The sequence below is a fragment of the Anoxynatronum buryatiense genome (assembly GCF_900182905.1).
Classification (GTDB): domain Bacteria; phylum Bacillota; class Clostridia; order Peptostreptococcales; family Tindalliaceae; genus Anoxynatronum; species Anoxynatronum buryatiense.
Window position 1 is genome coordinate 140670 of sequence record NZ_FXUF01000007.1, and the last position, 13944, is coordinate 154613.

Here is a 13944-nt window from a genome sequence, read left to right on the forward strand (position 1 = left end):
GTTGATACAGCAGTTCATCTTATTCTTATTATAGACGTAACTCATGGGGAAAGCAATGAAGGCAGTAAAAGCAATGAAGGCAGTAAAAGCAATGAAGGCAGTAAAAGCAATGAAGGCAGTAAAAGCAGTGCAGGGAATAGAAGCAGGGAAAGTATTCAGAGCAAGAAAAGTGCTACAAGCAGTGCAGGAGTGTTGAAAGAAGGGCCGGGAGAATCCTGGCAGAGATCAGGCAGCAGTAACAACCGGTTCAACCAGGTGCTTTCTATGTGCATCCGGTTACCATCGCACTTTACCGGGTAGTAATGAGACAAGCAGCGAATCATCATAAAGAACCATTAACATGAGGAAGAGGAGACTGGGCAGATGAGCGATAAAAGTGAGCAAATAACCAAAAAAAGCCTGTTGGCAGTGACGGTGGTGGCAATGCTGTTCATTGGAATGCAAGGGTGCACCATGTCGGAAACAAACCCTTCACCGGAAGAAGACAGCCTCACTCCTCAGGATGAATCCCGGTGGGAAACAGTCACCTTTGATGAATGGCGGCAGTATGCTTTTGATGCCGGGTCGCTGAAACAATGGACAGATGGTGAAGGCAATGAAATTATTGATACGTGGGTAAGGGTGACCTATGAAAATCTGCCAGGAACAGCCCTCTATGACATCCAAAAGTGGCATGTGGATGCCCGTCAGAACAGATACCGCATTTCCGACAACTTTTCCTATGATCAGGAGGATAATCTCTGCGAAACGTGATTTCTCCAATACGAAGAGGTCTCGTGGAGACACCCGGAGCAGGAAAGTCCCATTCAGCATGTGCTGGATACCATTATCGCAGCGGCAGAAAACCTGCAGTGAAACAGGTTTTATTAAACCGTCAGAGGAAGCAGGTTACACAGAGCCGGCAATCCGGCAGAAAAAGCATTCTCCCGGGCCTGTGAATCATGCTGAAAGGCAGATGAAACACTGAGAAAGTGTGTCAAGTGTATGAAAAAACATGTCAATAGTCTGAGAAAATGTCATCTAAAAAGGACAAAATTATTCTGAGAAAATGTCACTTTTTGAATGTCAAGTGTATGAAAAAGTGTTGACATATCGAAGAGATCGTGATAATTTAACTATATAAATTGCACGCAATTCAATTGATTAAAATGTAAAAAGCATATCGATTCCTTCCACAAGAACTTCATACCAAAGAACCAAAGAACCAAAGAACCAAAGAACCAAAGAACCAAAGAACCAAAGAACCAAAGAACCAAAGAACCAAAGTATCAAAGTATCAAGAATTTATATAATGGAACTGAAAGCCGCAAGGCTGACAAAAGAGAGGATGGAATATAATGGGATTCTATGAATTATCAGCAACCAATATCGACGGTGAAACAGTGAGCATGGCAGATTATAAGGGAAAAGTGGTGGTGGTGGTGAACACCGCCAGCAAATGCGGGCTGACACCTCAGTTCAAAGAGCTGGAAGCCATGTACCAGGACTACCGGGACAAAGGGTTCGAAATTCTTGGTTTTCCCACCAACCAGTTCGCCAACCAGGACCCGGGCAGCAACGATGAAATTCAACAGTTTTGTCAGTTAAACTACGGGGTTACCTTTACCATGTTTGAAAAAATTGATGTGAATGGAGAAAATGCCCATCCGATTTTTAAATACCTGAAGCAGGAGAAAAAATCCCTGTTGGGCAGTGACATTAAATGGAACTTTGCCAAGTTCCTCATCGATTCCAGTGGCCAGGTGGTCAAGCGGTACGCCCCCACCACCGCGCCGGCAAAAATGAGAAAAGATATTGAAAAACAGTTGTCTTGAACTGGATAGTCATTGTTCCAGAGAGAAGTTCATAAGCAGCATTTGAAAACAACCCCTGCCAAAAGCCCGGTAACAAAAGCTTTGGCAGGGGTTGTGACGGTATTTGGACAACAATCCGGCATCTCCTTAACAAAATAATGACAGGCTTTTTACCTGATCTTAACGCAGCGGGCCGCCACCGCTGGTACAATAAAAGCGATCAGTCAAGCGATCAAAAACTCAACATCATGGGTCGGAGAAAACAGAGTAACCTGTGAGAGGAGTCATGCAACAGTGACCACGATTTGCAGCAGCAGACCACAGAAACCCTGGTGGAGATGTTTTCATCAAGGGAAGAAGGGGAAGGCTGAAGCAGAACAGTGGTTGTGGTGCAAACGACCATCTCCCCGGTTGCTTTTTTAGTGTCATTAAACAGGTGGTGCATCGCAGGGGAAGGCGCGTTTGCAAAGTGGGTTTGAAGCAGATCGCTCAGCAAATCATTGTCACAGACCAGTGAAGCAAAACCAGAAAAAACCATTTCAGAAAACAACAGGCGCCGGCAGAATGGCCTGCGTTGAGGGAGGAAAGAAGGTGAAAGAGTACGCCACGTATCTATTTGATATTGACGGGACGCTGCTTCGCCAAAATCGGGTGTTGAATGGAGTGGATCATTTTTTAAAAAGACTGCGGAACCGGCAAAAACAGGTTCTTTTTGTCACCAATACCCCTCTGCAAACAGGGAAAATGCTGGCGACAAAGCTGAACCGTCTGGGCATTCAGGCGGCAGAAAGCGAAATTGTCACACCGGTGGATGCCCTCCACCAGTATCTTCATTTTCAGGCATGTCCACAACTGACACCACCACAGCAACAACAGGCCCAATCACAGGCCCGGCATCAGTCACAGCTACAAGATCGACCACAGCCTCAGCAACAACAAACCCAAACACAGATCCATCCACAACAACAGGCTCAATCACAGGCCCGGCCACAAAATCAGCCACAGCCGGTGAGGCTGTTGGGCGTGATTCATCCTGAAGTGGCAAAAGAAATCAGCCGCCGGGGCTGGACCATTGACCACGTGGCAGCGGCGGGAAACCGCCGGGAGTATACCCATGTCTTACTGGGCATGTACATGGAACTGGACTGCCGTCAACTGGCAAAAGGGTTGCAGCAGCTTGACAGGGGAGCACACCTGCTGGTGATGAATCCCGATGTGTACTGTCCGGTTGAGCAGGGCCGCATTCTTGACAGCGGGGCCCTCAGCAAACTGTACGAAGCCTGTATTCCCCATGAGCCGGTTTTCCTGGGAAAACCACTCCGCTGGATGCAGCAGGCCGTTAAAGAAAAACTAACCGCACCGCCGGCCCAGTGCCTTTTTGTGGGAGATTCCCCCTATACCGATATGCCCATGGGCCGGGCGCTGGAAATGGACACCCTGTTTCTGCGTAGCGGCATCACCGAGTTCATGGATGACCGGCCGCAGGTGGAAGCCACCTACACCTACGCTTCCATGGAACACCTGCCCCTGCCGGAGCCGGTATCGGGGTCAGTCAGCCTGACAGTAAACAGGAAGGGAGAGCCGGCATGATGACACACCAACAGGAAGTGATTGCCACCATCCACGATCACCAGGGGCTGGTCCAGGCACTGGGCTATTCTCAGGTAAAAACCCTGTTTGTCATGAACGGGGATCTCATGAGTTTGGCAGACACCATTGCCACCATTCACAAAGCACAGCGCCGGGTTTTTCTCCATGTGGATTTTATTCAGGGGCTGGCCACCGATGCCAAGGGCCTGGAGTACGTGGCGCAGCGGCTGAAACCAAACGGCATCATCACCACCCGAAGCCAGGTGGTGCAACTGGCGAAAAAACACGGGCTGATCACAGTGCAGCGGCTGTTTCTCATCGACACCGGGGGCCTTCAGGCGGGCATCAAAAACCTGCGCCACAGCCAGCCCGATGCTGTGGAGGTAATGCCGGGAGTGATTCCCCGGGTGATCAGGGAACTGCGACAGTCCCTCACCCTGCCCTTAATCGTCGGCGGGCTCATTCATCAGCGGGAAGAAATTCAGATGGCCTTTGATGCCGGTGCCGACGCGGTTTCACTCAGTGGATTTCAATGCTGGTATCAACAATAACAGCACTAACAATTGGATAGGAGTTGCGTATCAACAACATGTCATGAGTCACGTATCAACAACACGGGAACACCAGAACGAAAGGGGATTCATATGATCAAGAAAAGCAAACACTGGATCGTGCTCTTATTGCTGTTAACCCTGCTGGCAGGCTGTGGTGCCAGTGCCGGTCAAAGTACCGGAGGTGCCGGCGCCCCGGTGGAAATCACCTTCTATTACCCCATCGCCGTGGGAGGCCCCCTCACCAGTGTCATTGAAAAAATGGCCGCAGATTTCATGGCAGAGTACCCCGACATTAAAGTCAATCCCGTTTTCACCGGCAGCTACGCCGAAACCATGGTCACTGCCCAAACTGCCATTCAGGGGAAAGAGTCACCTGAACTGGCCGTGCTCCTTTCCACCGAACTTTACACCCTGCTGGACATGGATGCCATCATCCCTCTGGATGACCTCATCCAACAACATGGAGGCGAAGCCTATCTCAACGATTTTTACCCGGCCTTCATGGAGAACTCTCAAACAGGCGGCAGCACCTGGGGCATTCCCTTTCAAAGAAGCACCATTGTTCTTTACTACAACAAAGAAGCTTTTCGTGAAGCCGGTCTCGACCCGGAGCGCCCACCTCAAAACTGGGATGAACTCATTGAATATGCCGAAAAACTCACCGTGAAAAACACTGCCGGCGAAGTGGAACGCTGGGGCCTTGAAATTCCCACTTCCGGGTTCCCCTACTGGCTCTTTCAGGGATTTGCCCTTCAGAATGGTAAAAACCTGATGAGTGACGACGGGAAACAAGTCTATTTTGACACCCCCGGCAATGTGGAAGCTTTGCAATTGTGGATCGACCTGGCCCACAAATACGAAGTGATGCCCAAAGACATTATTGACTGGGCCACCGTGCCAGGCACCTTTGCAGAAGGTAAAAGCGCCATGATGTACCACACCACCGGTAACCTGACCAATGTGCGCAACAACGCCAACTTCGAATTCGGAGTGGCCTACATGCCCGCCAAACAGCAATTTGGAAGCCCCACCGGCGGCGGTAACTTCTACATCTTCAAAGACATATCGCCCGAAAAACAGGCAGCCGCCTGGCAGTTCATCGAATGGGTCACCCAGCCTGAACGGGCAGCCCAGTGGAGCATCGACACCGGATACGTAGCCACCCGGGCATCTTCCTATGAAACAGAGCTGATGAAAACCTATGTGGCCGATTTCCCCCAGGCCGCCGTGGCAAGAGACCAGCTGGAATACGCCGCAGCAGAGTTGTCCACTCACAGCAATGGAGAAGTATACAAAGCCATCAATGACAACCTGCAGGCTGCCATTGTGGGGCAGTTATCACCGGCAGAAGCGTTGAAGCGGGCGCAGCAGGAAGCAGAAGCCATTCTGGCTCCTTTTCAGTAGCAAGTTCGCAAGCAAGCGCGTAAACAACCTCGAAAGCAGCGTTGTAAATTGATCCACAGGCAAGGCTGCAAACTGTCCGCAAACAGGCTTGCAAACAGGCCCGCAAACAGGCATGCTGATTCCCTGGATAATTCACCCGCTTATAAAGTCATCCAAGGGTGAGCTGAATCACACGAAGGGCAGCAAAATCCCTCAGTCGAAGTGCCGACTTTATGCAGTCGGTGTTTCGGCTGAGAACTTATTACAAAAGATCTTATTTCAAAGAGAAATAAGAAAAACTTGAGGTAAAAAATAAAGGAATCAAAAAAGGAGGTACCAGATGAGGAACCTGCTACGACATCAAAGCTTTCAGGTGAACCTGCATGCCTGGTTGCTACTGCTGCCTTCCCTCATCTTCCTCTCCCTCTTTACCTTCTATCCCATTATCAGTACGGTGTGGCTCAGCTTCTTTCGCCTTGATCTGAGTACACCGTCAGCAGTTTTTAACGGAATAGGAAACTATCAGAGGTTGCTGGAAGACGCCATTTTTATCAAAACCCTGAAAAACAACCTGTGGTTTGCCGCGGGCACCATCCCCGCCAGTATGGGCCTGGGAATGGTGATGGCTCTGGCTCTGAACAAAGCCATGGTGGGCCGCAGCTGGCTGCGCACCTTTGTATTTTATCCCACGGTGATTCCCATGATCGCCATCGCCAACATCTGGATGTTCCTCTACACCCCTGAGTATGGCCTGCTAAATCAGGTGCTGGGGCTGGCAGGCGTGGGCCGCATCAACTGGCTGGGCAGCCCGGGAACTGTCATGTGGGCCATGATTGCCATGACAGTGTGGAAAGAATCCGGTTTTTATATGATTTTTTACCTGGCGGGGCTGCAGAACATCCCCCGGGAACTGTACGAAGCGGCAGAAATGGATGGTGCACCGGGAATCTCAGTCTTTCGACACATCACCTTTCCTCTCCTCATGCCCACCCACCTCTTCGTTTTCATCATTTCACTCACCAATGCCTTCAAACTGGTGGATCACCTGGTGATCATGACCCAGGGAGGCCCCAACAATGCCAGCAATCTGCTGCTTTACTACATTTATGAAACCGCCTTCAATTACTGGAACCAGGGGTATGCATCGGCTCTGACAGTGGTGATGCTCACCATCATGCTCACCATAGCCGCTATACAGTTTTTCACCACAGACCGAAAGATCCACTACAGTTAGGAGGCATGAAGTCATGCGAAAAATCAGCCATTTAATTATGACACTGGTGGCTTTTCTGTGGGCAGTGCCCCTTCTGTGGATGGTGGCCACCGCCTTTCGGCCCAAACACCTGGCCACCCGCATCAGCGTCGAAGGCCCCCTCACCCTGCAAAATTTTGCGGAAGCCTGGCAATTGGCCCCTTTTCCCATTTATTACCGCAATACCCTCATCATCGTGCTGGGCATTCTGGCCGTACAGCTGGTCACCGCCACCCTGGCAGCATACGCCTTTGCCCGCCTGGAATTTAAAGGCAAAAACCTGCTGTTCATCCTGGTGCTGGTGCAGCTGATGATTCCCACCGACATCCTCATATTCCCCAACTACCGTATTTTGCGGGAACTGTCACTTCTGAATACCCGGCTGGGAATCATGATTCCTTATTTTGCCACCGCTTTTGGCATCTTTCTCATGCGCCAGACCTTTAAGAGCGTTCCCTATGAACTGGAAGAAGCCGCCCGGCTGGACGGCTGCAACTTATTGCAGCGCATCTGGCATATTTATGTGCCCCTGGCAAAACCCACCTACATCGCCTTTGGACTGGTGTCGGTGAGTCACCACTGGAGCAATTTCCTCTGGCCTCTCATCGTCACCAAAGATGTGGCCGTCAGACCCCTCACTGTGGGGCTGTCCATTTTTGCCAAATCCTTTGAAACCGGTGCCCAGTGGGCCCAGGTGTCGGCAGCCACCCTGCTGGTGATCTTTCCCCTGCTGCTGGCTTTCTTCTTTTTCCAGCGGCAGTTCATCAGCAGCTTCATGCAATCGGGGATAAAATAGCACACAGCCACGCCACCGGAGAAAGAGCCGCCACACAAGGGGAGCCAACAAGGGAGCCACATAACAAGAGCCGCTACATAAGGAGGCATTTCAGAGGCATGAAGAGTTTATCCATCGTGTTTTGACAGTTTTCCACAATAGCAGGCGTGATATCAACAGTAAAAAGCATTTTACCCACAAGAACAAAACATTTACTCACAGGAATAAATGATTTACCCACAAAAAAGATATCATTTATCCACAAATAAGACCTCATTTGCTCTTAAAGATAAGAAAGATACCCACACATAAGCGTGATTTACCCACAGAGAAGCGTGAAATATCCACAGAGACTAACGATTTACACACAGGAGAAATCGGGTTATCAACAGAAAACAGTCACATATCCACAATTGACTGCTGGCATACGTGTTCTGCTAATATTACAGGCATGCGGCTTCTGCTGACACGACAAGCATGAGAACTCAGTAGACACTGCAGACACTGCAGACACCACAAGTCTGTAAACACAGTTAACACCGCAAGTATCCAAACACTGCCGGCATGCAGGCATAAAGAACATGGCAGGTATCAAGACACCATCGAAGATGGAATCACCAAGATAAAGAAATTGATGTGCGCCCCAAGACAAAGCCAATGAGAAACCAACAAGAAAGCCAATGAGAAAACCAGCAACAAGATCAAGAATTAAAGGAGGCCCCGCAATGGCAACCATTGAGTTAAAGCAGGTGAACAAAAGCTACGACAACCAGGTATCGGCAGTGGAAGATTTTTCCCTTACCATCGGTGAGAAAGAGTTTCTGGTGCTGGTGGGTCCCTCCGGGTGTGGAAAATCCACCACCCTGCGCATGATTGCCGGGTTGGAAACCATCACCCGGGGCGACCTGTACATCGACGGCGAAGCGGTGACCCACCGCCCTGCCAAAGAGCGAGACATTGCCATGGTGTTTCAGAACTACGCCCTGTATCCCCATATGAGCGCTTATGAAAATATGGTTTTTGGTCTGAAAATGAAGAAAGTGCCCCGGGAGGAAATCCAGCGGCGGGTGAAAGAGGCGGCGGTGATCTTAGATCTGGATGACCTGCTGCAACGAAAACCCAAAGAGCTTTCCGGCGGCCAGCGGCAGCGGGTGGCCCTGGGCCGGGCCATTGTGCGGGAGCCAAAAGCGTTTCTCATGGACGAACCCCTCTCCAATTTGGATGCTAAGCTGCGGGTGCAGATGCGTACCGAACTGAGCAAGCTGCACCAGCGGTTGCAGACCATTTTTGTGTATGTGACCCACGACCAGGTGGAAGCCATGACCATGGCCGACCGCATCGTCATCATGAAAGACGGGCGCATTCAGCAGATTGGCACACCTGCCGAAGTCTACGAAACCCCGGCCAACGTGTTTGTGGGCGGGTTTATTGGATCACCCCCCATGAACTTCATGAAAGGCCAGGTGGTGCGGGAAGGGGATGCGCTGCAGCTGATCTGCGCCGGCGAAAAATGGCAGGCAGCGGGAAGCACAGCCACCCGACTGGCAGAAAGCGGGCTTCAGCAAGTAATGGTGGGCATCCGCCCCGAAAACATGCAGTTGGCAGAAACCGCCGCCGACAATGTTACCGACAGCGGCCACCAGCGGCTTCCCTTCCAGGTGGAAGTGGTGGAATATCTGGGCGCCAACATGCTGGTGCATGGCACCGTCGGTGATCACCGGTTGGTGGTAAGCCTGAATCATCGCCAGGGAGTGAAGGCGGGGGAATGCCGGCACCTGCTGGTGAACATGAACCAGATCCACTTCTTTCATCCTGAAACAGAGCTTCGGTTGTAGGGTTTCAGGCGGTTCAACAAATACCAGAGGGACGAAACTTGAAAAATAGACTTGACAGATCACATCACCTCCTGTAAGATAATGCCTGTGAGTGCCACCCCCATGGGGGGAGGGTTCGCAGATATTATTTTCTTAACAGGAGGTTTTTCCATGACACAGCATCATACTTCACATAGTGAGACTCCCGCCACTCAGGCGGCTGCAAAGCCAGCTGCAAAGTCCTCAGCCAAGAACCCGGCCGCATCAAAGAAAAACACCTATCTGAAAGCCAACCGGGCATTTTCCCATTTGAGGAAATACGCCTGGATCTTCACCGTACTGGTGGCCATCGGCGGCCTGTGGGAACCAAAGCTGGGGCTGCTGGTCATCGGCATCATGGCCGGTCTTTCTGTCACTGCTTTTTTCAATGGCCGATACTGGTGTGGCAATGTGTGTCCCCATGGCAGTCTTTTTGACGTGGTGCTCATGCCCCTCAGCCAGAACAAAAAACTCCCCGGCTGGATCAGTTCCAAAACATTCATACTGGGCTTTTTTGCATTCTTCATGTTCAATTTTGGCCGCCGGGTTCTCATGGCCTGGCAGGCCTGGGGCAGCTATGATTTTCTTGACCGGCTGGGCTTTGTTTTCGTGGCCACCTACCTGGTGGTGATGGTGCTGGGCAGCAGTGTGGCCCTGGCAGTGAATCCCCGGGTGTGGTGCCAGTTTTGCCCCATGGGCACCATGCAAAAGGGTGTCTATCATTTAGGTAAAATCACCGGCATCGCCGAAAAAACAGACACTAAAGTCACCATTTGCAGCATTGACAAATGTGTTTCCTGTGCCAAATGCGAAAAAGTGTGCCCCTTTCAACTGTCTCCCTATGAAAACTTCGACGAAAACGGTCAGTTCAATGATGCCAACTGCATTAAGTGCCAGACCTGCGTGGCCAACTGCCCGGTGAAAGTGCTTTCCATGGAGAAGACTTCGGCCGTGGCAAAAAAAGCGGAGAAGATTTCCGGGGAAGAGGCTGACCAGAAGTCGGCATAAGGTTTGTTGATGAGAGCAAGAAAGAATTTGGGGTATGATACACAATAAGTGCTACAGACGAGACAGGTGCTACAGGTTTTGATCGGTTTAATCGATGATCGCGTAGATGCGGCAGGTGGGATGATAGGTCGCAATTGACGGGTGGTCGGCAGTGAAACATGGTGAACAGCAGGCGGCAGAGAAATGGAAAACAGGAACAGGAAGAGGGGGAAGGGCAATGGCATTCACGTATACCTATACCGTTAAAACAGTAATGCCCGTGGCAGAGGCGGTGGAAACGGTGAAAAAGAGCCTGCAGCAAAATGGTTTTGGAACCCTGTGGCAATTGAATGTACCGGAAAAGTTACAGGAGAAGGGCGTCAATTACCAGCGGGAAGCCGTGATACTGGAAGTCTGCAATCCTGAACACGCCCGTAACGCCCTGGAGGCCAATCTGCAAGTGATTTACTTTCTGCCCTGCAAAGTAGTGGTTTTTGACGATGGAGAAGAAACGTCCATCGGGATGGTGCTCCCCACGGTGATGATGGAAAACCTTCAGGATACCGCGCTCACCGCCTTTGCCCGGGAAGTGGAAGAAACCCTTCAAAAAGCACTTGATGAGGCTATTCGATAGAACCTGCCTGTTCCAGCAGACGCACAATGGCTGCAGCAGGGTCAGAAAAATCGTTCTTGATGGCCTGAAACACCAGCAAGGCCTCCGGGTACTCACCGCTGAGACGCAGGCACTGCCTGTGGCAACCGTCAATCAATACCACCAGTGAAGAAGCCTTCGTTTCGGGGGTTTCTTTTTTTTCAGTCATGAGAGGGCCCAGCTGTTCCCTGAGAGCCATATACAGCTGATTTCTGTCATATAGAGGATTACAACCGCCACAAAAATAATATGAAACCTGCATGAAAATCACCTCCCTGGTTAAGCTGCCGTCGGCAGCGTTGAATGTCGATGCAACCAGACCACAAACATGAAAGCCGTCAGAAGTGACATGGTGACACACCCCGGTAAAGGGGGTGACAGACTGCAGACAAAATAAGATGAAGACAAGGGATCTGGTAAAGGACAGCCTTGGAAATCTTGTCAGTGTTTTTTCGAAAAGGGGAGAAAACCGCCAGTGCCTGCTGTTTGAGCGCAGCGAGTTCAGGCGCTGTTTTCGAGACTTTCGACTAAAAACACACAAGATTGGAATCAGCTGGCCTGGCCAAAGCCCTTTGTCTTCAATCTCACACCCCGGTAAAGGGTGTGTCACATCTATTTTACCGCATCAAAGGATCATGTCAATCCGCCAACTCATTCCCTTGCATCACTGACATATTTCAAGTCTTTAACGTTTTTCAAGTCACTTGCCCTGCTTCACGTTAGTGGAGTTCATTGGGTTTGTTGGGCACTTCAATGCTGTTGGTACTTTCAACTCAGTCATTCCATATCAAATAGTTCGATCAAATGAACGGTATGAGTGAGAATAATCACGATGGGGTATTATGTGTTATACTGATAAAAACATCATGACAAAAAGAGACGAAATGATGTTTGGATGTCGGACGTTTATCGCATCAGTAGGATTCAGTGGGTGGCTGACGGAAGACCGACAATCATATTGGGGAGGAGTGGCTGGAAAATGTCATTACGGAAAAAGTTTTTGAGTGGCATTGGAATCAGCGTTATTGCAGTGATGCTGCTGATGACACTGATGGTGAGCCGGTCGGTTGCCGGGCTCATCGAAGCAAAAGAAAGAGAGCACCACCACCTGTTAACAGAGGCGGTGGATGCCCAAATGCAAGCCCAGCTGGATAGTGCCAGAATGTCGGTGGTTTCCATTGCCAACAATGCCCAGGTGCAGGAGCTGTTTGCACAACGGGACAGAGAGGCGTTGCTGGAGCAACTGATGCCGGTTTATGAAACTCTGCAGAACGAAGTGGCACAGATTCAGTTTCACCTGCCGGATTCAACCGCATTTCTAAGGCTTCACATGCCGGAAAACTTCGGCGACAGCCTGCGTGACTTCCGCTTTACCGTCAATGAAGCCAATGAAAAAAAGGCCATTGTGCAGGGGCTGGAAGAAGGCAGAGGTGGATACGGCTTTCGTGTGGTGGTGCCCATGAGCCATCAGGGACAGCATACGGGATCGGTTGAATATGGCAGCAATTTTGGCAACCAATTTCTTGAAAACTTAAAACAACAGTTTGGCGGTGACTATTTCATCTACACACTCACCGATGAATCAGTCTCATGGCAGGAAGGTCAGGAAGAAAATATTTTTTTGGCAGGAACACTGGAAACCGACAGGTGGCAGGAGTCTCTTGATATGATGACACACGTGATGAACGGCGAATGGGTCAGCCAGGTTTCCGAAGATGAGAACCAGTCGGTGCTGCTGATTCCTTATAAGGATTATCAGGGAAACGTGGGTGGCTATATCAAGGCAATTCTGGACAGGAGTGCCATTGTGGCCCAGAGCAACGGGATGACACGCATGCTCTATTTGCTGACAGCCGGTGTGACAGTGCTGTTGTCCCTCATCATGTTTCTCTTTCTCAACAGCGCCATTCTTAGGCCCGTCAACCGGATGAAGACATTGATTGCCGCTGTGGAACAGGGAGATTTTACAGTTGAATGCCAGGGGACATCCAAGGATGAAATCGGGCAGCTGGCAGATTCATTCAACCAAATGGTTAGAACCGTCAGAGAGATGATCGGTGATATATCCGGTGCAGCACTGAAGGTCAGCGATGCTTCTGCCACCTTGCAGCAAACGGCCCTTGAAAACACCCGCACCACTGAAGAAGTGGCGAAAGCGGTGGAAGGAATCGCCCAGGGTGCGGTGGATCAGGCAGAAAGAACAGAAGAAGGTGCACAAAAATCACAGGCAATGGGACGCATTATGGAAGAAAATCAGCAACTGACAGCAACCATGAATCAAACCAACCAACAGGCCACCAGGGTGGTGGCTGAAAGCCTGAAAAACATGGAACAACTGACGCATATCTACGAAACAACTGTACAGGCCATGGAGGCAGTGCGTCTGGGCATTCAGAATACAGACAGCAGTTCCCGACGCATCAGTGATGCCAGTGGCATGATTGCAGCCATTTCAGAGCAGACAAACCTGTTGGCATTAAACGCAGCCATCGAAGCCGCCCGGGCCGGAGAAGCCGGCAGAGGCTTTGCAGTGGTGGCAGATGAAATTCGAAAGCTGGCAGAAGAATCCAACGCCTCCACCAAAACCATTGACCAGGTGGTGGAAGACCTGCAGCAACACTCAAAAGAAGCCGTTCAAACCATTGAAAACAGCTTCGAAGTGTTGCATCGACTTCAATCTGAGATATCCCGAAACCAGCAGGCCTTCCATCAAATTGCCCAATCTTCTCAGGATTCCCATGAGCAGATGAAGGCACTGAATGCATCGACAGAACAACTGGAAAAGATGAAGCAGGAAATTCTGGATGCGATTCAGAGCCTGGCAGCCATTGCTGAAGAAAATTCCGCCTCAACAGAAGAAGTTTCGGCTTCGGTGGAAGAACAGTCGGCTTCCATGATGGAGATTGCCCAGGCAAGTGACTCGCTGGCAGAGCTGTCGCAGCACTTGCAGGAAAAAATGAGCCAGTTCAGAGCGTAAGAAGCATCAGCGGCAGTCTTTCACCGCATTTCCAAGGCTGCCCTTCACCAATTCCCTTGCCTGCATCGTGTTTTGGCTACAGTCTGTAACCGCCTGCAAAGGCGGTTATTTTTCTGTGAAAAAACCGC

At 50.4% G+C, this 13944-nt stretch carries 13 protein-coding genes; 12 read left to right on the top strand and 1 reads right to left on the bottom strand.

What is annotated here, in order from left to right; translation table 11 throughout:
* The first annotated feature begins 55 nt into the window (after window positions 1-55).
* The 11 genes from QOL74_RS10560 (at window position 56) to QOL74_RS10610 (ending at window position 10821) form a co-directional block, all read left to right on the top strand.
* Window positions 56-196 (top strand): hypothetical protein, encoded by a 141-nt coding sequence (locus QOL74_RS10560; protein WP_283409439.1) that lies wholly within the window; start codon window positions 56-58, stop codon window positions 194-196.
* A 167-nt stretch (window positions 197-363) separates the two neighbouring features.
* Entirely contained in the window at window positions 364-753 is a 390-nt protein-coding gene (locus tag QOL74_RS10565; RefSeq protein WP_283409440.1) for a hypothetical protein, read from the top strand.
* A 584-nt stretch (window positions 754-1337) separates the two neighbouring features.
* A complete protein-coding gene (locus tag QOL74_RS10570) occupies window positions 1338-1814 on the top strand; it encodes a glutathione peroxidase (RefSeq protein ID WP_283409441.1) in 477 nt (158 codons plus the stop codon).
* Window positions 1815-2384: 570 nt separating this feature from the next.
* A complete protein-coding gene (locus QOL74_RS10575; protein WP_283409442.1) occupies window positions 2385-3383 on the top strand; it encodes an HAD-IIA family hydrolase in 999 nt (332 codons plus the stop codon).
* Entirely contained in the window at window positions 3380-3934 is a 555-nt protein-coding gene (locus tag QOL74_RS10580; protein WP_283409443.1) for a glycerol-3-phosphate responsive antiterminator, read from the top strand. The genes QOL74_RS10575 and QOL74_RS10580 overlap by 4 nt, the downstream gene beginning before the upstream one ends.
* 93 nt (window positions 3935-4027) lie before the next feature.
* Window positions 4028-5341: an ABC transporter substrate-binding protein gene (locus QOL74_RS10585; protein ID WP_283409444.1), complete on the top strand. Its 1314-nt coding sequence runs from the start codon at window positions 4028-4030 to the stop codon at window positions 5339-5341.
* Window positions 5342-5660: 319 nt separating this feature from the next.
* Window positions 5661-6554 carry a carbohydrate ABC transporter permease gene (locus tag QOL74_RS10590; protein WP_283409445.1) on the top strand — a complete coding sequence of 298 codons (894 nt, stop codon included), beginning with the start codon at window positions 5661-5663 and terminating at the stop codon, window positions 6552-6554.
* A gap of 13 nt (window positions 6555-6567) precedes the next feature.
* Window positions 6568-7368, top strand: coding sequence for a carbohydrate ABC transporter permease (locus QOL74_RS10595; protein WP_283409446.1), 801 nt, complete (start codon window positions 6568-6570; stop codon window positions 7366-7368).
* A 704-nt stretch (window positions 7369-8072) separates the two neighbouring features.
* Window positions 8073-9182 carry an ABC transporter ATP-binding protein gene (locus QOL74_RS10600; RefSeq protein WP_283409447.1) on the top strand — a complete coding sequence of 370 codons (1110 nt, stop codon included), beginning with the start codon at window positions 8073-8075 and terminating at the stop codon, window positions 9180-9182.
* A gap of 150 nt (window positions 9183-9332) precedes the next feature.
* Window positions 9333-10208, top strand: a complete 876-nt coding sequence (locus tag QOL74_RS10605; RefSeq protein ID WP_283409448.1) for a 4Fe-4S binding protein — start codon at window positions 9333-9335, stop codon at window positions 10206-10208.
* A 217-nt stretch (window positions 10209-10425) separates the two neighbouring features.
* A complete protein-coding gene (locus QOL74_RS10610) occupies window positions 10426-10821 on the top strand; it encodes a DUF302 domain-containing protein (RefSeq protein WP_283409449.1) in 396 nt (131 codons plus the stop codon).
* Here QOL74_RS10610 and QOL74_RS10615 read toward each other — a convergent pair.
* Window positions 10811-11101 (bottom strand): hypothetical protein, encoded by a 291-nt coding sequence (locus QOL74_RS10615; protein ID WP_283409450.1) that lies wholly within the window; start codon window positions 11099-11101, stop codon window positions 10811-10813. The two genes, QOL74_RS10610 and QOL74_RS10615, sit on opposite strands and share 11 nt — an antisense overlap.
* A 717-nt stretch (window positions 11102-11818) precedes the next feature.
* Here QOL74_RS10615 and QOL74_RS10620 point away from each other — a divergent pair.
* Window positions 11819-13816, top strand: a complete 1998-nt coding sequence (locus QOL74_RS10620; RefSeq protein WP_283409451.1) for a methyl-accepting chemotaxis protein — start codon at window positions 11819-11821, stop codon at window positions 13814-13816.
* Window positions 13817-13944 lie beyond the last annotated feature (128 nt).